Source organism: Anabaena sp. PCC 7108, from assembly GCF_000332135.1.
In the GTDB taxonomy this organism is placed as follows: domain Bacteria; phylum Cyanobacteriota; class Cyanobacteriia; order Cyanobacteriales; family Nostocaceae; genus Anabaena.
Window position 1 is genome coordinate 4,803,177 of the sequence record NZ_KB235896.1, and the last position, 22,532, is coordinate 4,825,708.

The 22,532-nt window shown below is 38.5% G+C and carries 18 protein-coding genes; 11 read left to right on the top strand and 7 right to left on the bottom strand.

Annotated features, from left to right (window positions below):
- Positions 1 to 25 precede the first annotated feature (25 nt).
- The 5 genes from ANA7108_RS0122500 to ANA7108_RS0122520 form a co-directional block, all read right to left on the bottom strand.
- Positions 26 to 817, bottom strand: a complete 792-nt coding sequence (locus ANA7108_RS0122500) for a YdcF family protein (RefSeq protein ID WP_016953089.1) — start codon at positions 815 to 817, stop codon at positions 26 to 28.
- A gap of 219 nt (positions 818 to 1,036) precedes the next feature.
- On the bottom strand, positions 1,037 to 1,540 hold the full coding sequence (locus ANA7108_RS0122505) for a hypothetical protein (protein WP_016953090.1): 504 nt from the start codon (positions 1,538 to 1,540) through the stop codon (positions 1,037 to 1,039).
- An 84-nt stretch (positions 1,541 to 1,624) separates the two neighbouring features.
- A complete protein-coding gene (locus ANA7108_RS0122510; protein WP_016953091.1) occupies positions 1,625 to 3,169 on the bottom strand; it encodes an AAA family ATPase in 1,545 nt (514 codons plus the stop codon).
- 114 nt (positions 3,170 to 3,283) lie between these two features.
- Positions 3,284 to 3,583: a 50S ribosomal protein L25 gene (gene rplY / locus ANA7108_RS0122515; protein ID WP_016953092.1), complete on the bottom strand. Its 300-nt coding sequence runs from the start codon at positions 3,581 to 3,583 to the stop codon at positions 3,284 to 3,286.
- A gap of 50 nt (positions 3,584 to 3,633) precedes the next feature.
- Positions 3,634 to 4,977, bottom strand: a complete 1,344-nt coding sequence (locus ANA7108_RS0122520; protein WP_016953093.1) for an adenylosuccinate synthase — start codon at positions 4,975 to 4,977, stop codon at positions 3,634 to 3,636.
- Positions 4,978 to 5,112: 135 nt separating this feature from the next.
- Here ANA7108_RS0122520 and ANA7108_RS0122525 point away from each other — a divergent pair, with 135 nt between their 5' ends.
- The 9 genes from ANA7108_RS0122525 to ANA7108_RS0122565 all read left to right on the top strand — a co-directional run bounded on the left by ANA7108_RS0122525 (position 5,113) and on the right by ANA7108_RS0122565 (position 17,857).
- Positions 5,113 to 7,536, top strand: a complete 2,424-nt coding sequence (locus ANA7108_RS0122525; protein WP_016953094.1) for an MASE1 domain-containing protein — start codon at positions 5,113 to 5,115, stop codon at positions 7,534 to 7,536.
- Positions 7,529 to 10,249, top strand: coding sequence for an ATP-binding protein (locus ANA7108_RS0122530; protein ID WP_016953095.1), 2,721 nt, complete (start codon positions 7,529 to 7,531; stop codon positions 10,247 to 10,249). Before ANA7108_RS0122525 ends, ANA7108_RS0122530 begins: the two co-directional genes overlap by 8 nt.
- Before the next feature lie 17 nt (positions 10,250 to 10,266).
- Positions 10,267 to 11,247 (top strand): ABC transporter substrate-binding protein, encoded by a 981-nt coding sequence (locus ANA7108_RS0122535; RefSeq protein ID WP_016953096.1) that lies wholly within the window; start codon positions 10,267 to 10,269, stop codon positions 11,245 to 11,247.
- Positions 11,248 to 11,256: 9 nt separating this feature from the next.
- Positions 11,257 to 13,008 (top strand): diguanylate cyclase, encoded by a 1,752-nt coding sequence (locus ANA7108_RS0122540; protein WP_016953097.1) that lies wholly within the window; start codon positions 11,257 to 11,259, stop codon positions 13,006 to 13,008.
- Positions 12,959 to 13,399: a hypothetical protein gene (locus ANA7108_RS0122545; RefSeq protein WP_026104392.1), complete on the top strand. Its 441-nt coding sequence runs from the start codon at positions 12,959 to 12,961 to the stop codon at positions 13,397 to 13,399. Before ANA7108_RS0122540 ends, ANA7108_RS0122545 begins: the two co-directional genes overlap by 50 nt.
- A 41-nt stretch (positions 13,400 to 13,440) precedes the next feature.
- Entirely contained in the window at positions 13,441 to 14,844 is a 1,404-nt protein-coding gene (locus ANA7108_RS0122550; RefSeq protein WP_016953098.1) for a diguanylate cyclase domain-containing protein, read from the top strand.
- Positions 14,845 to 14,935: 91 nt separating this feature from the next.
- Positions 14,936 to 15,988 carry an adenosine deaminase gene (locus tag ANA7108_RS0122555; protein ID WP_016953099.1) on the top strand — a complete coding sequence of 351 codons (1,053 nt, stop codon included), beginning with the start codon at positions 14,936 to 14,938 and terminating at the stop codon, positions 15,986 to 15,988.
- Between the two features lie 579 nt (positions 15,989 to 16,567).
- Positions 16,568 to 17,302: a Crp/Fnr family transcriptional regulator gene (locus tag ANA7108_RS0122560; RefSeq protein ID WP_016953100.1), complete on the top strand. Its 735-nt coding sequence runs from the start codon at positions 16,568 to 16,570 to the stop codon at positions 17,300 to 17,302.
- A 132-nt stretch (positions 17,303 to 17,434) separates the two neighbouring features.
- A complete protein-coding gene (locus ANA7108_RS0122565; protein ID WP_016953101.1) occupies positions 17,435 to 17,857 on the top strand; it encodes a response regulator in 423 nt (140 codons plus the stop codon).
- Between the two features lie 170 nt (positions 17,858 to 18,027).
- On the opposite strand, the gene ANA7108_RS0122570 is transcribed toward ANA7108_RS0122565, so the two are convergent.
- Complete coding sequence (locus ANA7108_RS0122570; protein WP_016953102.1) at positions 18,028 to 18,357, bottom strand: rhodanese-like domain-containing protein; 330 nt, start codon at positions 18,355 to 18,357, stop codon at positions 18,028 to 18,030.
- Positions 18,358 to 18,565: 208 nt separating this feature from the next.
- Here ANA7108_RS0122570 and mutL point away from each other — a divergent pair, with 208 nt between their 5' ends.
- Positions 18,566 to 20,224, top strand: coding sequence for a DNA mismatch repair endonuclease MutL (gene mutL, locus ANA7108_RS0122575; protein WP_016953103.1), 1,659 nt, complete (start codon positions 18,566 to 18,568; stop codon positions 20,222 to 20,224).
- 629 nt (positions 20,225 to 20,853) lie between these two features.
- Positions 20,854 to 21,105 carry a hypothetical protein gene (locus ANA7108_RS0122585; protein WP_016953105.1) on the top strand — a complete coding sequence of 84 codons (252 nt, stop codon included), beginning with the start codon at positions 20,854 to 20,856 and terminating at the stop codon, positions 21,103 to 21,105.
- A gap of 324 nt (positions 21,106 to 21,429) precedes the next feature.
- Here the strand turns inward: ANA7108_RS0122585 and nagZ are convergent, their stop codons facing one another.
- Positions 21,430 to 22,515, bottom strand: coding sequence for a beta-N-acetylhexosaminidase (gene nagZ, locus ANA7108_RS0122590; RefSeq protein ID WP_016953106.1), 1,086 nt, complete (start codon positions 22,513 to 22,515; stop codon positions 21,430 to 21,432).
- Between the last annotated feature and the right edge of the window lie 17 nt (positions 22,516 to 22,532).

The following is a 22,532-nucleotide window of genomic DNA, read 5'->3' on the forward strand; positions in this document are numbered from 1 at the left end:
GTTATTTAAGTTTGACACCAATCTTTCATAACCAACCTCGTAAGCTATAAACAAAATATCCAATATATTCTTTTAAAGCACTGGTAAACTGGTTCAAGCTATCAGTATCAGGTAATAAATTCAGTATAGCGGCTTTGGGAGTGCTGACTAATTCTTGCAATTCACCTCGACTAACTAAAAAGTCAGTTGGTGCAGGGATAACATCAATACCTTGACGCTGAAATATTTTGAGCGATCGCGGCATATGCATGGCAGAAGTTATTAATAATACCTGTTTAATACCACGATATTCGAGAATTTTCTTGACATTTACAGCATTTTGATAAGTGTTTAAAGAATCTGGTTCTTGAATAATTACTTGTGAAGGAATACCAATAGATGTGAGAATAGTAGCCATATCTGCTGATTCTGGAGAACCACTACCACGCCAATCGATGCGGCCGCCACTTAAAATTATCATAGGTGCTTTTTTTTGCAGATAGAGTTGAGCAGCATAAATAACGCGATCGCCCGATTCACTTAAATCCACAGTTGGACGAGGCCAAATACCTGATTTTGTCGCACCACCTAAAACCACAATCGCCTCAGATGCTGGTACTTCCGCAGCAGGGATATTTTGCCATTCTAGCGATCGCACCAGATTTTTAGCCACCCAAGCATTACTACAAACCAATAATAAAATTAAAGATAGACTAATAGCCATTGCCGCAACTCGTGGACGTTTCCACAACGTTACCAAAGCCACTATTAAACTAAGACTAGCTAATCCCAGAGGATAAAAAAACAGAGGCAGTAATTTAGAAAGATATAGAAACATAAACCTAGTCCAAGTTGAGAACTGTAGTTTTTTAAAAGGGAACAGGGAACAGGGAAGAGTATAGAATTTGAGAATAAAACCCGATTAAAAAAACTATGGGTTTCAAAATAGACGCGGTTTAATTAGGTAAGCAACAGGGAAAAAATCAAGTCAGAAGTCCAAATTAAATACAACTAAAAATCACAGATGCTGACTCCTGACTCCTGCATTCGATCACCGCTACCATAGTCTAAAATTGGAACTTCCAGAAGCGCGACGATAACGGCGGACAGGTTTTCTCTTTTGTTGTTTAGTACTCCTCTCATTGGGTATGTCTTCTTGTTCGTCGTCGTCGTCTTCTACCGGCTCAATTCTAGCTTCTTCTTTACTTCTCCACCAAGCAATAATCCAGCCTCCACCGACAGCAGAAAATCCCCCAAATAAGATACTTATCGGTGCAGAATAACCCAAAAATACAAAGAAGAACATGAAAAATAACCAATATTTCAGTGCAGCATCAATGCCATCATTAGAGGCTACATTCGGTATAGGGGGGTTATTTTCGTTGACTGTAGTGAACCATCCTAAAGTACAACCACCCATAATCCCTATAAAGAGACTCAGAATCAGAGAAGCTCCTGTGAAACTGGCAATTATGGTTAAAATGAACCCAAAGACTAATTGAGAAAAGAAGTTTGGCGAAGAAGAAAAAAGATCGCCTAAAAGATTATTTTTAGGAGCCATATACCAATTGTGGATTTTGGATTTTAGATTTTGAATTGGGAAAATCCTTAAATAAAGTAACTTATCCCAATTTAGTTGCAAAAACTATTCAGAAATTAATGCTTGTAATTGTGTCTCTAATGGTTGAGTAGTATCCAAAATTTGGAGATATGCTTGCTCTGTGTCTGTAAAAGGTTCAGCTTGGTTAAGTTGAGAAACCAACAAATCAGCAGTAGCATCAGCAATATCACCAGCACGATTAACAAGACGCTCTTGTAACACTTCTAAAGGTGCTGTACATTGGATAATTTTGAGAGGTAATTGATGTTGTTGTGCTTGAGATATGGCATCTTGGCGTAAATGCTGACGGTCATATTTAGCATCTAAAATCACCCTCCAACCTTGATTAGCTAGGATAATTCCTAGTGTCAACAACTTACCATAAGTCTTCTGTGTCATCTCAGGTGTATATATCTGATCACCACCACGTTCTAATAGAGGAATTCCCGCTAAATGCTTACGCACAGCATCTGAGCGCAAATGAACTGCCCCCAATTTCCGTGCCAAATATCTAGCTGTGGTACTTTTACCAGAACCTGACAAACCAGACATCAAAATCAGTTGTCCTTGTTTAGGTTTAGTATATTCCCAAGCTTGGTGATAATATGCAGATGCTGTTTTTGCAGCTTCATCCTTCACAGTCGCAGGTACAGTTGGATCATCTAACAAAAACGAAGTCACCTTAGCCCTGACATAAGCTTGACGACTCAAATACAAAGGTAACACCTGCAAACCTTCCCAATCTCCAGTTTGCTCTACATAAGCATTTAAGAAAGCATTTCCTAAATCTTGACGGCCTCGCGCTTCAATATCCATCACCGTAAACGCCACATCATACATAACATCAACAAAGCGGAACGGCTCATTAAACTCAATGCAGTCAAATAATAGTATTTTGTCATTCCACAGAGCAATATTTCTGAGGTGTAAATCTCCGTGACATTCACGAATGTAGTTATTGGCAATTCTGCTGGTAAATAATTCTGGATATTGAGCAAAAAACTTATCTGTATATTCTTTTGTTTGCTCAAACTGTTCTTGTGTTTGAGGTTTACCAATATATTTTTCAGTTTGCCCGTAATTTTCATCAATCGCTAACCGCACTTTTGGCACTTCTCCAAAGCTGCGAATATAATCATTACTCTCAGCTTGGGCATGGTATGCAGCTACCACTCGTCCCAAATTTTCTAAGTTACTCTCATTTAACTTACCCTCAGCAAAAAGTTCACTAAATAGAGACTCTTGAGGAAACTGACGCATTTTTAGTGTATAGTCTACAGTTTCTCCTATTCCATCTAAATGATATTGTTCTCCTACTAAAGTTACAGGTAAAACTTCTAAGTACAATTCACCTGCTCCCCGCTGATTTAAACGGAACTCTTCCTGACAAAAATGTTGGCGTTTTTCTAAAGTAGAGAAGTCTAAAAAGCCAAAATTTACAGGTTTTTTGAGTTTATAAACATAATCTCCAGTTAGCAATACGTAAGAAACATGAGTTTGAATGAGTTGAATTGGTTCTGTTACTGCATGAGGATAAAATCCGGGCTGTAACATTTGTTCAATGAGGGGAGAAAGATTTGTTTCTGTCATGGGTAATTGATAATTAGTAATGGGGCAAATTCCGAAATATTACCTGCTATGGGTAATTTAGCAACAAAAAAACCAGGGTTAACCCTGGTTCTATCAGTAATTATTACCTGAATTTTAGTCCTTATTACCAGCAAAAAAACTGAGGTGGTAGGTTGTACCCTTTGCTGGGTGAATTTGAACTTCACGAAGCACGGTTTTACCACTCCACTCAAGTTCAGGAATATCAAGTTGAATTTCTGTTTTGTTAGGAATAGCTTGCTTGAGAAGGCGTTCAACGACTTTAGCATTAACTACTAGAGAAATTGATTCAGTACCTTTGTGACCGTATAAATTTGCAGGTATTAAACCTGAACGGCGCAAAGCGTTTGGTTTGCTACCTTCTGGACGTTTTTGAGATTCGACTGTAATTGCCATAGTAGTTTTGAGTTGTGAGTTAGCAGTTGACTAATGACCGAGAACTGGTGCTATGCACTCAGTATAGATACGGCTGTACCGTCTGGATTTAACAGACCGCGTTTTGGTCCGTGAATAGGGTCTTCTACAATTATGGTTTGATCACGACTTGCTCCCAAGGAGACAATCGCAATCGGGACTTCCATCAATTCTGCTAAGAATTTAAGATAGTCTAGAGCTTGCTTTGGTAACTCTTCCAGGGTGCGACAGTGACTAGTTGACACCTGCCATCCTGGTAGGGTTTTGTAGATGGGACGACAACGCGCGAACTGACGAGCGCTGGTGGGGAAGTGTTCGCAGTGTTCACCATCAATTTCATAAGCTACACAAACATTGATTTCCTCTAATTCATCGAGAACATCAAGTTTAGTAATTGCTATACAATCCATACCGTTAATGCGGACTGCATAGCGACCAATAACCGCATCAAACCAACCACAGCGGCGTTTTCTGCCCGTTGTTGTGCCAAATTCTGCCCCGCGATCGCACAACAATTCTCCCACTTTTCCGTCCAATTCGGTGGGGAAAGGACCTTCACCTACTCTGGTTGTGTAAGCTTTGGAAACCCCAATTACCCGATCAATCATTGTTGGTCCCAACCCGCTACCAACACAAGCTCCTCCAGCTACAGGGTTTGAGGAGGTAACATAGGGATAAGTTCCATGATCCAAATCGAGAAGTGTACCTTGTGCGCCTTCAAATAAGATATTGCGCCGCCGTAAAACTGCATCATAAATTTTCAGCGAGGTATCTATCACATAAGGACGCAACCTTTCTGCATATCCTAAATACTCTGCAATTACTGCTTGAGGATCTAGAGGCGGCAGATTATACAGCTTTTCTAAAATGGTATTTTTATAGTTGATCGTCCACTCTAACTGCTCACGGAGTCCATCAGAGTCCATCAAGTCTAGCATTCTGATGCCTATACGTTCCGATTTATCAGCGTAGGTAGGACCAATACCTCTACCTGTAGTACCGATTTTATGATTTCCTCGTACTTCCTCTGATGCCTTGTCAATCATGCGATGGTAGGGCATGGTGACATGAGCCGTCTGAGATATGAGCAAATTAGCCGTGGAAATATTTAATTGTTCTAGTTGTTCGAGTTCTTTAATCAAAACCTGTGGATCTATGACTGTTCCACAGCCGATAATGCACTCGGTTTTTGGATATAAAATACCAGAGGGGATTAAGTGCAGCTTAAACGTCTGACCTTGGACTACGATTGTATGCCCAGCGTTCACTCCCCCTTGGTAACGTACCACCACATCTGCGGAGCGGCTGAGTAAGTCAGTTATTTTACCTTTTCCTTCATCGCCCCACTGGGCACCTATGACAATGACGTTAGCCAAGAGATTATATTAAAGGGTAAAGTTTCCACAAATTACAATTAATAACAGATTTATTGCTTCTTGTCAAGAAATTTGTAACTGAATAATCGATAATAATTACAAATTATCAAAAATTATCAAAATGACGCGCAAAAAATGCCTCTAAATTTATCCCGAACTCTTAACCGTCTTGGTGTTGACTACCAAAATCCTCGCTGGTGGTCTGATGTATTAATTATTGGCATTAGTTACCACATAGTTTCTTGGTTAGTGCTAAAAAAAATGCCTATTTCTCAATACGGTACTCCCGTTTGGCCGGGTACAGGATTTGCGATTGGATTTTTGCTATTGTGGGGGCGATCGCGTTGGTTCGGTATATTTTTAGGAGCAACATCTGGCAATTATATTGTTATGGAACCTCTGGTTCTGGCTGTCGTGGGCGGTCTTGGGACTACTTTTGGCTCGCTGATCTCAGTAACGCTTATTCTCAGATTAACAGGTACAAATTATTTTTTAAACCAAGTTAATCATGTTGTCATTTTCTCTTTTTGTAGTTTGTTTACGGGAACTGTTTTACAATGCCTAGTAGGTGTAATGACAGTTTGTTTAGGTGGTTATGAACTCTGGAGTAAGTATTTAGAAGTTTTCTGGGGTCGGTGGATTGGTGATTCGATAGGAATTTTAGTATTTGCTCCACTAATCTTAACTTGGTCTAGAAAAATTAAGGATTTTCAAGTTAAATATTGGCTAGATAGAGAACTATTAATTACGATTTTCAGTTTAATTATTCTCAGCTACTTTACTTTTATTAAATCCCAACCTATCGAATATTTACTTTTACCACCTTTGCTTTGGTCGGCTTTTCGCTTGGGTGGGAAAATAACTACATTGTTAACCACAATTGTGGCTATGGTAGCTGCCATTGCCACTAGTTATAAAATGGGTATTTTTTATGAAGTATCCTTAAAAAGTAATTCTATTTTATTATTACAGTTATTTATCGGTGTAATTGCTGTAACTGTGATGACTATGTTAGCTATTGTTGAGGAAAATCACCAGGCTAAACTCAATTTAGAAATAGCTAATACAGAATTAGAACAACGGGTTTTTGACCGCACCAGAGATTTACAAGAAAGTGAAGTTAAGGCTAAGGAATTAGCAAGTAAAGCTGAAGCTGCCAACCAAGCTAAGAGTGCATTTATTGCCAATATGAGTCATGAATTACGCTCTCCGTTAAATGCAGTTATTGGATTTTCGCAACTGATGTTACGGGCTAATAATCTCCCCCCAGACCAGTATGAAAATGCTGGCATTATTTATCGTAGTGGTGATTATTTACTAACTCTAATTAATCATATTCTTGATTTATCGAAAATAGAAGCTGGTAAAACAACTCTCAATCTCAACGACTTTGACCTCTATCGCTTGCTGGATGATTTAGAAGATATGTTACATTTGCGGGCTAATGATGCCGGCTTAGAACTGATATTCAAGCGTAGTTCAACTGTCCCCCGTTTTATCTGCACCGATGAAGTAAAACTACGTCAGGTTTTAATTAATTTACTGAGTAATGCCCTCAAATTTACCCCTACTGGAGGATCAATTGTTCTGAATGTGGAAAAAGGCAATGAAGAAACAGAGGATGTTTTTCACCTCAACTTCTGTCTTCGTGATACTGGTGTGGGTATTGCACCTGCGGAACTGCCAAAATTATTTGATGCTTTTATTCAAGCCCAAGCTGGAAGAGAAATGCAGGAAGGAACTGGTTTAGGTTTAGCAATTAGTCGGAAATTTGTGCTGTTGATGGAAGGGGATATTAACGTTGAAAGTGAATTAGGAAAAGGAACAACTTTCCAATTCTATATTCAGACAAAATTGGGTCAAGAAACAAACAGCAATAGTACAGAAGGGCGGCAGCGTGTGTTATCACTTGCTCCTGGTCAGCCTACTTACAAAATTCTCACAGTGGATGATAAACCTATTAATAGACAGCTTTTATTTAAACTTCTCAGTCCTTTGGGATTTGAGATCAAAGAAGCTTGTAATGGACAAGAAGCAATAACTATTTGGGATGAATGGGAACCCCATTTGATTTGGATGGATATGCGGATGCCTGTCATGGATGGTTATGAAGCGACAAAATATATCAAATCCACAACCAAAGGCAATGCTACAGCGGTGATAGCTTTAACTGCTAGTGTTTTAGAAGAAGAAAAAGCCATAGTTCTTTCTGCTGGTTGTGATGACTTTCTACGGAAACCTTTTGCCGAACACACAATTTTTGATGCACTCGCTAAACATCTTGGTGTCAAGTATATATTTGCTGAAAATCATTCTGAAAAGTCAGAACCTATAGAAGAAAAATCTTTAACATCTGATAGTCTAAGTTTTATGGATCAAGAATGGATTAATCAATTTTATGAAGCAGCTTTAGAAGCCAATACAAATTTGGTTATGGAATTAGTGAAAGAAATTCCCAAAACAGAAAGTTTTTTAATTCTATCTTTAACAAAACTTGCCCGACAATTTGAATTTGAGAAATTAGTTTATTTAGCTGAACCTTTGATAAATAATGAATAGCAAAAACGCCAAAAAATCAAGACAAATCCCCCTGAGATTAGTGTTAATTATCCCCTTTGTCTTGCAAATTGTCGGTGCGGTAGGGCTAGTGGGCTATTTGTCTTACCAAACCGGACAGCAGGCGATTGCAAAACTGGCCGAGGAATTGATGACGGAGACGAGTAATCGCATTGAGCAATATCTTGATAGTTATATGGGAAAAGCTCAGGAAATCAACCGCATGAATGTGGAGGCTTTTGAGTCGGGAATCTTGGACTTGAATGATTTTAAGGCTTTGGGTAAATATTTCTATCGTCAGGTGCGAGCGTTTAATTTTGCTTATGATAACTTTGGTAGTAAAGAGGGAGGATTTATTGGTAGTGGTTATGAAGAAGATTACAGTTGGGGAATTGTAGAAATTCTTCCACATAGCAATAAAAGATATGGCTATTCAGTAGATGATCAAGGTAATCGGGTCAATTTACGCTACACAATAGAAGATCCAGAGGTAATTAATTCTGCTTGGTACTTAGATGCAGTAAAAGCAGGTAAACCCATTTGGAGTTCTATTTACAATCAGGGAGATGCAGCTACTTTCTTCAGCATTTCAGCCAGCACTCCAGTTTATGACAAACAGAAAAATTTTCTGGGTGTATTTGGTATTGATCTTGAACTTAATAAAATTAGCCAATTTCTGAAAACACTGAATAAAAAAAACTCAGGTGACATCTTCATTATAGAGCGATCAGGATTACTTGTTGCTAGTACATCGAATGAATCTCCCGCACCTATTGTCAATCGCAAAGCCACAAGACTGAAAGCCTTGAATAGTCGTGAAATAGTCATTCGTGATTTGACTGGGGAGTTAATAAAACTATTTGGTAGTTTAAAAGCAATTAATAAACCACAATCACTCCGCCCTAATCTTGATCAAAATCCTTTTGTTCGCGTCATCCCCTATCGAGATAAATATGGTTTGGATTGGGTAGTAGTGATGGTCATTCCAGAAACTCAATTCCTGGGAGAAATTCAAGCTAATACCAAGACAACTATTTTACTGTGTCTCTTAACTTTAATTCTCGCTACAGGATTAGGAATTATTACCTCAAATTTGATTGCTAAACCGATTAAGCTATTAAGTCAAGCTAGTAGAGCGATCGCTATTGGTGAACTTAGTCAGATCGTAGACATCAAAGGAGTTTCTGAACTAGAAAATTTGGCTGATTCATTTAATAGTATGGCTCTTCAGTTACAAACATCTTTTGAAACTTTAGAACATCGTGTAAAAGAACGCACAGCAGAATTAGTAATTGCTAAAGAAAAAGCAGAAGTAGCAAATCAGGCTAAAAGTATATTTATTGCCAATATGAGCCATGAATTACGCTCACCTCTTAATGCTATTCTCGGCTTTTCCCAATTAATATTACGTTCTCACAATTTACCTTCTGAGCAATATGAAAATATAGGTATCATTTATCGTAGTGGTGAGTATTTACTAACATTAATTAATAATGTTTTGGATTTATCTAAAATAGAAGCAGGTAAAACTACCCTGAATCCGACGGATTTTGACCTTTATCGATTGCTAGATGATTTAGAAGATATGTTCCATTTACGAGCCAGTAATCAAGGCTTAAATTTAATATTTCAACGAAGTGAAAATGTCCCTCGTTATATTTGCACTGATGAAGTAAAACTCCGACAAGTGTTAATTAATCTAATTGGTAATTCTATCAAATTTACTCAGTCAGGAGGAATTATTTTAACTGTAAATAATAACAGTGAAGAAATCATAGATATTTTGACTCTTGATTTTCAAGTTCGTGATACAGGAATGGGTATTGCCGCAGCAGAAATATCTAAATTATTTGAGGCTTTTTCCCAAGCGCAAGCTGGAAAAGAAATGCAGGAAGGAACGGGTTTAGGTTTAGCAATTAGTAAAAAGTTTGTACAGTTGATGGGGGGAGATATTGCTGTTGAAAGTGAATTAGGAAAAGGAACAACATTTAAATTTTTTATTCAAGCTAAATTAGGTCAACAAAGTAATAGCAGTGCTTTAGAAGAACATCCACAAGTGTTAGGACTTGTACCAGGACAACTTACCTATAAAATCTTAACAGTAGATGATAAACCTATTAATCGTCAGTTGTTGTTTCGGCTTTTAGAACCATTAGGTTTTGAGATGAAAGAAGCTAGTAACGGACAAGAGGCCATAACTATTTGGGATGAATGGGAACCCCATTTGATTTGGATGGATATGAGAATGCCTGTTATGGATGGTTACGAAGCCACTAAGCATATTAAATCCACCACCAAAGGCAATGCTACCGCTGTAATTGCCGTCACAGCCAGCGTTTTAGAAGAAGAGAAAGCGATAGTGCTTTCTGCCGGTTGTGATGATTTTCTACGGAAACCTTTTGCCGAACACACAATTTTTGATGTACTCGCTAAACATCTTGGTGTCAAGTATATATTTGCTGAAAATCATTCTGAAAAGTCAGAACCTATAGAAGAAAAATCTTTAACATCTGATAGTCTAACTTGTATGGATCAAGAATGGATTAATCAATTTTATGAAGCAGCTTTAGAAGCCAATACAAATTTGGTTATGGAATTAGTGAAAGAAATTCCCCAAACAGAAAGTTTTTTAATTCTATCTTTAACAAAACTTGCCCGACAATTTGAATTTGAGAAATTAGTTGATTTAGTTGAACCTTTAACAAATAATAATTAGGAAATATTAAAAATTCCATGATTAAAATAATTAGATATATAAGTATTTTTTTCCTTAGTTGCTGCTTGCTAGTTGCTTGTCATACTTCAACACCAACCCAATTAAAACGCCCTCCCTTGAAAGTGCAATTTACATCTTTTATTGGAGAGTATCCAGGCATCATTGCTCAAGAAAAAGGATTCTTCAAAGCCCAAGGGGTAGATGTGGAACTAATTAATAAACGATACACCCAATTGGAAAGAGCAAATTTCAGTGCGGGTAAGTATGATGGGATTACAGTCTCCTTGGGAAGTTTTATCATCTTGAGTGCCACAAATCCTGATATCCAAAGCGTGATGGTTATAGATGAATCAACAGGAGCAGATGTAGTAGTTGCCCAACCACAAATTAAAACTGTCGCTGACTTGAAAGGGAAAAAGCTAGGTACAAATCTAGGTGGTTTTAGCGAACTTTTCGTGACTGAGATGTTGAAAAGTTTCAACTTCACCAGCGATGATGTGAAATTGGTTAAATTAGATGCTTTAGAAATTCCTCAAGGCCTGAAAAATAATGTTATTCAAGCCGGACACACTTGGCAACCCCATCTTTCTGAAGCTATTAAATTAGGGGGACACATCATATTTACCAGCAAACAAACCCCCGGCTTGATTTTAGATCTGATTGTCTTTCGCAATGATATAATCCGCGATCGCCCTGAAGACGTTCGGGCATTTGTACGAGGATGGCTGCAAGGTGCGGCCTACTGGAAAGCCAATGTTCAGGAAGGAAACGAGATCATCAGCAAAGCCTTAAAAATTCCTCGCAATACGCTCTCTCTGGAGGGAGTAAACCTAACTGATTTAGGTGAAAATCAAAAATTATTTCAATCTAGCAACCCTAATTCTATTTACAAAACTGCCCAGATATATGCAGACTTTTTTATTCGCTCTGGAAATGTGACGCGCATTCCTGAGCTAAAAAGTTTGTTCAATTCTTCGTTTTTGAACTCTCACTCCTAATTTAAGACTATGGGCATCCGTACAAAGTTGATCGCGTCGTTTTTCGTTGTTGCTTTGATTCCATTGCTGCTACTGACATTTATCAACAAACAGACAACTGAAAAAGCACTAACTGACAACGCTAAACAAGCCCTATCTGCGGCGGCTAAAGAAACAGCTAACAGAATAGATGCCTTTATTGATGGAAATCTCAATGCCGTGCGCGTAGAGGCGATTTTACCAGGTTTGGCACGCTACCTTAGCCTCACTCCAAAACAGCGAGATGATAGCCCCGAAATGCAATTGGCGATAGAAACATTAATTCGTCTCAGTCGCAAAGATATGCTCAATGTTCTCTCCTATGCTTTGCTTGACTTAAAGGGTAAAAATGTATTGGATACGAAAACATCGAATATTAGTAAAGATGAATCAGTAGAAAATTATTTTAAAGAACCTCTGAAAACTGGGTTCTCCTTTGTTTCTAGCATGAAGCTATCGCCGACAATTCCTGACCTGATTACCGTATTTTTTAGCAGTCCAGTTCGCAATGCCAAGGGAGATATATTGGGTGTACTGCGTGTTTCATACAATGCTACTGTTGTGCAGCAATTAGTAACTCGACGAACTGAACAGGCTGGGGCAAAATCTTTTGCTATTCTTTTAGATGAAAATAATATTTATCTGGCACATAGCACTGCACCAAAACTAATTTTTAAATCAATTGTGCCTCTGCCTACCGATGTTGTAACTCAACTGCAATGGGAAGGACGTTTGCCCAATTTTCCTGTTAAAGAATTGGCAACTAATGAATCAAAACTTAAGCAAGCATTGGATCATAAGCAGCCCTATGTAATTTCATCTTTAGAAGCAGCAGGTAATCAAGTTGATCTGATTGCGATCGCTTATTTGCAATATAAACCTTGGTCTGTTTTGTTCGCCCAGCCCCTGGCTGTTGCCTTAGCACCCGTAGAAAAGCAAATTCGTGACGCAATGTTTCTATTTTCATTGATCGCCTCAGTAGTGACAATCATCGCTTTTGTCATTGGGCAACTGGTAACAAAGCAAATAATTTACCTTAATAATATAGTTTCCCATTTTACCGCAGGTAACTTAGATATCCGCGTCAAAATCAACTCAAAAGACGAAATAGGTCAACTGGCAAAATCGTTTAATAATATGGCATTGCAGTTACAGACCTCTTTTGAAACTTTGGAACATCGAGTCCAAGAACGCACCGAAGAGCTAGTTATTGCCAATCGTAAATTGGAGTTGTTGGCAAATATGGATGGGTTAACTCAGATTGCTAATCGCCGCTGTTTTGATCACTATCTAGCTTTAGAACATACACGGCATCAACGGGAACAAAATCCCCTGGCACTGATCATGATTGATATTGATTACTTTAAGGTTTATAACGATAGTTATGGACATCAAGGTGGCGATGAATGTTTGATTAAAGTAGCACAGGAAATTGCCAAAGTTACTCAACGCCCGACTGATTTAGTTGCCCGCTACGGTGGTGAAGAGTTTGCTGTAATTTTGAGTAATACTGATATCAAAGGGGCGCTTAAGGTTGCCAAGACGATTCAAACTGCGATCGCTTCTTTGCAGATTCCCCATCAGAATTCTCAAGTGAGTAATTACATCACCCTGAGTATGGGGGTTGCCAGTCTGGTTCCTACCTTAGAACAAAATTTAGAAACTCTGATTTCCTATGCTGATCAAGCCTTGTATGCAGCTAAAGAGCAGGGACGCAATCGAGCGATCGCTCATCGCTACTAAGTACATTAAATCCACCACCAAAGGCAATGCTACCGCTGTAATTGCCGTTACAGCCAGCATTTTAGAAAAAGAGAAAGCGATCGTTCTTTCTACTGGTTGTGATCACTTCCGATACAAACCCTTTGCTGAACACACAATTTTTGATGCACTAGCTAAACATCTTGGTGTAAGCTATATCTTTGCTGAAACGCGATCGCTTATATTAGATAATTCAGCAGAAAACGCTTTTACATCCCAAAATTTGACTTGTATGTCTAGCGAATGGATTACTCAGTTATATGAAGCTGCTATTGAGGCTAATACCAACCTCGTCTTGCAACTAGATAGGAGAAATTCCCGAAACAGAACATCGCCTAGCACAAGCTTTGGCGAAAATTGCGCGTCAATTTGAATTTGAGCAGCTTGTTGACTTAGCCGAACCCATAATAAGCAATGAATCTTGATTATCAACCGGAAAACAAAGGTAACATTCTCCTAGTAGATGACATTCCAGAGAACTTACAATTACTCAGCGATTTACTGGTTAAACTCGGCTACACTGTTCGCAGCGTCACCAGTGGGCGAATGGCTCTAAAAACAGTGAAGGTGAAGCGACCAGATGTCATCCTCTTAGATATCAAAATGCCAGAAATGGATGGATATCAAGTCTGTCAAGCTCTCAAAGCTGATGAGAATTTACATAATATTCCCGTTATTTTTATTAGTGCTTTAGATGATGTATTCGATAAAGTAACAGCCTTTAAGTCAGGTGGTATAGACTACATTACAAAACCTTTTCAAATCGAAGAAGTAGTAGCGCGTCTAGAAAATCAATTAACCATTCAACGTCAACAACGCCTTTTAGAACAAGAAGTTGCTAACCGCAGAGAAACAGAAGAGGTACTTTATCAGTCCAGAGCTTTCCTATCAAGCGTTTTGAACAGTTCCCTTGATGGTATTGCCGCTATGCAAGCTATCCGTGACCCTGCAACGGGCGATATTGAGGATTTTCGTTGCTTAGTCGTCAACCCGGTTATCGCTAGAGCATTTGGTCGTAGTCGTGAGGAAATGATCGGTAAGTTGGTGCTAAAAAAATTTGTGAACCGTCTTGACCCAGAACTCTTTGAGCGTTTTGTTGATGTTGTCGAGATGGGTGAACCTCTAGAACAAGATTTTTACTACCCATCAGGAAATTCTTATTGGTTCCACTTTGTGGCGGTAAAGTTAGCTGATGGTTTTGCTATTACTATCCGTGATATCACTGCCCGGAAACAAACTGAACTGGCTTTGCAAGATGCTAATCATCAACTTGAATTACTGGCAAATTTAGATGCTTTAACTCAAGTGGCTAATCGTCGTTGTTTTAATAATCGTCTCAAACAGGAATGGCAGCAACTAGCCCAAGAACAGCAGCCACTTTCCTTAATTCTACTCGATATTGATGTCTTCAAACGCTATAACGATTGCTACGGTCATTTAGCTGGTGATGATTGTCTCTTCAAAATCTCCCAAGTCTTGTATCAATTTATTCGTCATCAAGATATCAATCGTCCTCCTGATTTGGTGGCGCGTTACGGTGGAGAAGAATTTACCGTACTGCTCCCACATACGGATTTAGAAGGAGCGATTAAGGTAGCAGCCAGAATTCAACAAGCAATTCATGATCTGGCGATTCCTCATGAACAATCTAATGTCAAAGATATCGTCACAGTTAGTCTGGGAATTGCCTCTGTTGTACCAAAGTTGGAAGTTAAACCAGATACAATCATTGCTTATGCTGATCAAGCTTTATACGAGGCTAAACAACAAGGGCGCGATCGCTATTGTACATACGCTTATCCCTCTGTGCAGCGATAATGACCAATACTAATAATCCTTCTTCAGAGATAGATTTTTTTTATTAGCGTTTTTGTTAAGATTAATAAAATTTTTCCAAAAAAAGACCACTATGGCTTTATACGCAGAATTGCATCGGCATCTAGGTGGTTCAGTTGTACCTCGTGTATTATGGCGATATTTCCAGCGCCATTCCACTGAGTTAATTTCTCGCTTTACTGAATATTCAGAATTTGAAGATTTTTATACCCGTCCCCGTAACACTTTAGATGAATATCTGGAATTACACACCTTAGTTGAAAGTGTGCAAACGGTAGCAACTTTACCTTACTTTATCTACCGCTTGCTGCGGGGTGCTTATATATTTGAAAATTTGGCTTATCTGGAATTGCGTTACACTCCCTATTTGCGGACTCCTGAACATCTAAATCAAGCCGAAAGAATTGATAAGATGGCGGAAATTGTGAATATTGTCGGGAAATCTAGCCATTTGCCCGAATATCCCATTGTCACCAGCCAAATTCTCTGTATGCACTCACGATTACCTTATGAAGTCAATAAGGCAATTGTTGATTTAGCAGCGCAAAATCCAAATTATGTCTGTGCGGTAGATATTGCGGGGGGCGATAGTTACTATGCTGAACGTATGGAAGAATGGATTAGTTTATATAATTATGCCCAAACTGTAGGCGTAAAAACCACAGGACATCTTTATGAAACTACCGCAGGTTGCTATCCAGAACTTTTACCCTATTTAATGAGAATTGGTCACGGTATCCAAATTCCCCTACTTTACCCAGAATTACTTAAAGATGTAGCTAAACGGGGACAGTGTTTGGAAGTTTGTCCCACAACTTACTTAAAAACAGGAACTTTACAGGATATCCGTCAACTCAAATTAGTTTTTGACCGTTGTTTTGAAGCTGGTGTAGATATTGCCATATGTACAGATAACGCTGGTTTGCACAATGTCCGCTTACCCTTTGAGTATGAAAATCTCTTGACTTACGACATTATCAATTTTGCCCAGTTAAAAGCTTGTCAAGATGCAGCTTTCCGTCATGCGTTTGCTTGGCCTTATACTCAACGTCCTGCATCTTTATTAAATGGTTTGTTGAAGCCGGAACCAGATCAGGTTTTGGCAATGCAGGACTATAGCAGGTGACAGGTGACAGGTGACAGAGCTAAAAGTCTTTTGGTGTGTAAGTTTTATCATTAGTTGATGTCCTAACCGCCTTGTCCGTTGCTATGAAGAAAGAATATTACAGATGTTGACTATCCCCTACTTGAATGCGGGGGATTTTTTTTGAGCATATTAACGGTTTTTGCCTGTTTTACCCGTTACAAGTGACATTGTAGTCAATGTTATTATTTATATATGCCAATCCTGATTAATTCGTAAAAATAAAATTGTCTATTTCTGGCCTCAAAAGCAGGAAGTTAGCATTAAGAAAGACATAATTGATGAGTTAAACGAATATATCAAGATAACGACTAGATTAAAATAAGTTTTTTGGACATTACAGCTATCTTTTTGTCTAAAAAAACCTATATTTTCGGCAATTTTCAAGTCATTAGTGAGATCATTTATAATAAAGATAGGTAATATATTGGTGTGAAAGGTTTCCGTTAAAAAGATCACTTTAGAGAATACATCTTTTGACATTAGGGCTAAATGCGAATTTTCTCTCTTTATGCCTGGGGTTGCCTTTTCTAAAGACAGCTAAATATAAGGAGAATTATCATGTTATTAGATAATAATTCCCTAAGGTCAAAGAATAAACTGCTTGCTGCTTTGCCTAAATCTGATTTTGAGCATCTTGCTCCACATTTAGAACTTGTATCGCTCTCATCTGGGCAAAATATTTTCGAGGCAGAAGAACCAATCAAATACATCTATTTTCCTGAAACAGCAGTCATTTCCCTACTTTGTATTATGGACAACGGCTCATCAGTAGAAGTTGGTTTAGTGAGTAAAGAAGGTATGGCTGGTATACCCGTTATTTTGGGAGATGACATCACAAATATAACTGCAAATGCCCAAGTTCCGGGCAATGCGTTGCGAATTGATGCAGATCAAGTTAAAACCGAATTTGATCGGGGAGGAGCGATTCAAAACTTGCTACTGCGCTATGTAAAAACTGTCTACATTGAAATTGCACAAAGCGCTGCTTGTAACCGACTACATACGTTAGAAGAGCGACTTTCTCGGTGGTTATTGACAGTGGCTGACCGTCTACATTCAGATGAATTTCCTCTAACTCAAGAATTTATCTCTCATATGTTGGGTGTACGTCGGTCTGGTGTTACAGTTGCAGCGAATACCCTCAGTAAAGCAGGCATGATTAATTACCATCGCGGTAATATTAAGATTATCAATCGAGAAGCTTTAGAGGAGAGTTCCTGTGAGTGTTATAAAGTCATCAAGAATGAATATGCACGGTTAATAGGCAATTTACCTCAACATAATTGCGATTGAATCTTTTGGGCTTCTATGTACGAAACCGGACAGACAGCCAACATTTGCTTTGCATAATATAAAGGAGCATATAGTTTTTGATTCCTTTATTTTTACAAATCAAACTGTTAAAAATAAAAGCAGGTAAGATTCATGTATAGCCAATCTATCCATCTTGATAACTTACGATTACTGATTGTCGATGATGATAGTGATACCAGACAAATACTGACTTTATTATTTGAATTGGAAGGTACAGAGATTATGTCTGCTGCTTCTGCACATGAGGCTATAGAAGTAATATCTAATTTTAAACCTGACATCTTAATCACCGACATCTCTCTACCGGATGAAGATGGGTATTCGTTGCTACCAAAAGTTAGAAATTTGCAAGCATTGAAAGGAAGATGGATTCCGGCTATTGCTATGACGGGATGGGCTTCAGCGGCAGATCAAGAATATTCATTAAAAGCAGGTTTTCAGAAACACCTCTGCAAGCCTATTAATTTAGATGAGTTACTTTCTGCTGTTGCGAGTGTGGTTAACTTTAACCAGTGTGTTCTGGCAAAGTGCTGAGTCTTGTAAAAAGGGACACGGAGAAAGAGGGACACGGGGATAATCTCACCGCGTCACCGCGTCTCCCCCTCTCCGCGTCTTTTTCTTCCGCGTCACCGCGTCACCCACTCTCCGCGTCCTCTTCGGTCACCGCGTCTGTCCATTTGTATCCACCTTAAAGTGAAAAGGTATTACACCCCTTCTGTAGCGCCACCAACTGTTTTCCAAGCAGTTAGCCCACCTTGAATTTCAGAAACATCAGTGAAGCCAGCACGGCGCAAGATTTGGGCTGCATGGGTTGCATGGGCATCATGTTCCCCATAAATATAGATAGGGCGTTTTTTGTGCAGAGCAGATTTAGCACGGGATTCCAAGTCATCGAAGGGAATTGAAATCGCCCCAGTGATATGGCCGTGATTGTAAGTGTAGCGATCGCGCACATCAATAATTGTAAAAGCAGGTTGACCCCATTCGAGCCGGGATTTCAGATCCTGAACATCAGCGACTAAACTACCGTTCATAAGTTTTTTCCGCTTATCACCTCATCTGCAATTTATCAAAGATCCTCTTATAATCAGGTTTTCTTTACAATTAATCAAAAATTCTATTGAGATATTAAATAGATATTAAATAAAACTACATATCTGTCAGAAGCCAGTAGTCGGAATATTGTAGGCTAATGTTCTGCACGTTCGCTCAATTTTTAATTTTTAATTTTTCATTCCGGCTATGGCATCTACTATTCAAGCTTTACCAACAGAAGTTGTATATTTAATTACGGCTGGAGAGGTAATTGACTCTTTATCTGCTGTCGTGCGGGAATTAGTAGAAAATTCCCTAGATGCTGGTGCAACGCGCATTGTCGTTTCTCTATGGCCGCAACATTGGCGAGTCCGCGTAGCTGATAATGGTTGTGGAATGAATCTTGATGACTTGCAACAAGCCGCAGCAGCCCATAGCACCAGTAAAATTCGTTCTAGTGCGGATTTATGGAAAATTACCAGTTTAGGGTTTCGTGGTGAGGCGTTACACAGCTTAACAACCTTGGCAGATTTAGAAATTTTCAGTCGTCCCGTGGGTGGAAATGAGGGATACCGGGTTGTTTATGACGAAAGTGGAGAAGTAGTCAAACTAGAAATAGCCCCAATAGCCCCTGGAACAGTCGTCACGGTCTCTAATTTGTTCGCTAACTACCCCGCCCGTCGTCAAGGTTTACCCACCCCTGCACAGCAAATGAAGGCAGTACAAGGGATAATTCAACAAATTGCCCTTTGTCATCCTCAAGTCACTTACCAAGTTTGGCAAAATGACCGAGAATTATTCACTATCTGTCCGGCTGCGACTGTAGAACAATTAATCCCGCAAATTTTGCCCCAAGTGCGAGCGAGTGATTTGCATTTTTGTCATTTAGAATTACCAAACCTAGAAAAATCAGCCATAAATTTAGTCATAGGTTTACCAGATAGGTGTCATCGTCATCGTCCTGATTGGGTAAAAGTAGCAATCAATGGCAGGATGATTAAATCACCGGAATTAGAGCAAACGATTTTATCAGCATTTCACAAAACATTACCGCGCGATCGCTATCCCATTTGTTTTTTACATCTTGCCATTTCTCCTGACCAAATCAATTGGAATCGCAACCCTGCCAAAACTGAAATTTATCTCAACGAAATAACTTTTTGGCAAGAACAAATTACCCAAGCTATTAACAAGGCACTGCGGATTTCTGAAGTTAATATTAAAGAATCTGTTCAAACAACCAGAGTCAGTAAATTACTCAAAGTTGCAGAAACCAAAGGTGGTTATAATTTTCAACCTCAAAATCCAAATCAAAATCAAGCTCAGAACTATTTAAAAGCTGTTGCCCAAGTAAGTAATACTTATATTGTTGCCGAACATTCAGGAGGAATGTGGTTAGTAGAACAGCACATTGCCCATGAGCGAGTTTTGTATGAACAACTTTGTGATCATTGGCAACTTGTAGCTGTAGAAACACCAATTATTCTTTATCAATTATCACCAGCGCAAGTTTCCCAACTCCAACATATCAATTTAGATATTGAACCATTTGGTGAAAAACTTTGGGCAGTTCGCAACATTCCCGCAATGTTACAACAACGTGAAGACTGTGCCGAAGCACTTTTAGAACTGAGTTGGGGAGGAGATTTACAAACAGCCCAAGTTGCTGTAGCTTGTCGCAGTGCAGTTCGTAATGGTACACCAATGAATTTACCAGAAATGCAGAAATTATTAGATGATTGGCAACGCACACGCAACCCCCGCACTTGTCCTCATGGTAGACCGATTTATTTATCTTTGGAAGAATCTTCTTTAGCTCGGTTTTTCCGTCGTAATTGGGTAATTGGCAAAAGTCATGGAATTTGATATTAACTTCAGAGGTAACAGGGAACGGGCAACAGAGAACAGGGGAAAGAGAGAATATTTTGCTATAATATTCAAAAATATGGCTCATTTATCATACATGGTAAGCTTTATGAGATTTTTTTGTTCAGATTTTGCAGATCATGTACTTAAAGATCCCTTTTTTTTAAGTATTCAAATGAACAAATAAATAATACTTATTGAGATTACGAAATATGTCTTTTTAAGAGATTTTTGTGAATAAAATAACTTTCGCAATACCAATATTACCTAGACAGGCAAAAAAGCTTTAATAAGTATAAACGCTAAAACCATTACTACACAACATTTCCAAGATTTTCAATCAGATTTTTCCACTTATTTGTAATTAACTAGCTTATTGACAAATATGCTCAAACAAGTTTTATCTAAACTCGACATTTGCGTTAGCTATGTCAGGAAATTATGATTTCATTGTCAATAACTCGGAACAGATTGATCATCTCTCAATTACTACCCAATTCAATTTTGATAATTCGGAGGTAATTAAAAAAAATGGACTCTACTATACAAACAAGGAAGCAATTAGTTGAACAATCACAAATTTGTTTTCAACTAACTTAATGCTCCAGGTGTATCTAGGAGAAAAAGTGATGTTATACTCTGAAAAAATCAAGAATGAAGAATTATTGACTGAACTTAGTGTTGAAGCATCTGCTAACATTAAAGGTGGTCAAGGCGGTGAAGGCGGTCAAGAAAGCCAAGGCGGTGAAGGTGGTCAAAGTAAGTTTAATGAAAGCAAATATCTCCAAGCTTTGGGTGTTGCTTATCTCAGCCCCCCAGGAACTAATGAAATAACCGATGAGGAAGCTTTGTTAGCTCAATATCAAGGCTGGAAACAGTAGCTTGAGTGATGCTTTGTTAATCATCAGAAAGTTTGGCTGATTGCATGAATATTCAACTCCTAATAATGAATTTAGATTTTCATCTAATTCATTTCACATAAGTACCATCATATAGGAATAATATTTGATTTATGAAAAGATACGTAGGGTGCGTCAGACTCCATAAATTCTATTAATAAACAGATTTGTAATATCTGACGCACCCTACAATACCTAATTTTTTTCAAAAATCAAATATGACTTCCATAGTAAAGCTGATTTCTGATTGCAGGAATCAGCTTTATTCTCCTAAAATAGTGCAACTGGGGATGATAGCTTTTGATACTAAAAAGTACAAGCTATTGCTAATTCCGCATTTTTCACCAAAGTTTCTTTATCAAGTTGATAAACTGGATATTGAGGAGTTACGTCCAATAAATTCGCAATTCTTTCTCTTGCAGCTTCTACAACTGCTATATCTAAACTACCATTATTCAAACTTGCAGAAAAATCTTCAGCTATTTTATATGTCCGTTCCAAAGATGAAGAATTGATATTTCGAGAAACTATAAATAAATCACAACCAGCATGAAAAGCTCGCGCCAGAGTTCCCGATTGCATAAACATCTCAGAAACTGCTTTCATATCTAAATCATCAGAAACTATCACACCTTGAAAACCTAATTCTGCTCTCAAAATATCATTTAAGATAATTTTAGATAAAGTGGCTGGAACCTGAGGATCGATTTGAGGAAACAAAATATGCGCTGTCATAATTAATGGAACCTGTTCCTTAATCAAGGTTTGAAAAGGTATCAATTCCCGATTTCGCAAATCTTCTAAACTTAAATTTAATATTGGTAACTCAACATGAGAATCTGTGCTAGTGTCTCCATGTCCGGGAAAATGTTTAGCAGAACCTAAAATACCTTCTTCTCGCAATCCTTGGTAATATTCCCGCGCACCTTGACTAGCAGTTTCGGGGGTAGTCCCAAAAGCACGAGTTCCAATAATCGGGTTTTGGGGATTAGAGAAAATATCAGCTACAGGAGACCAAGAAAGATTAATACTGAGTGATTTTAATTCTAATGCTGTGGCTTTGGCGACTTCATACGCGTGTCTTTGTAGTAAATAAGCGTGAGGAAAACGAGTAATAGGTAAAGGTGTCCGCACAACACGACCACCTTCATGGTCTAATGTAGTGAACATGAAATCACGTTCAGCATATTGGTGAATTTGGTCAATTAGCTGCTTGAAGCTTTCTAACCAAACCGGATAAGGTACACCGTCAAGAAAATTTTTGGCGAAAAATATGACCCCAACTGGTTTTAACTCGTTTAGCGCCCGTTTATCATCATCGCTGAGGGTTGTACCATAAATACCGAGAATCAGGTGATTACCAAAGCTTTGGAGATGCTGAGATGTGTGCATAATTGGCCGACCAAAAG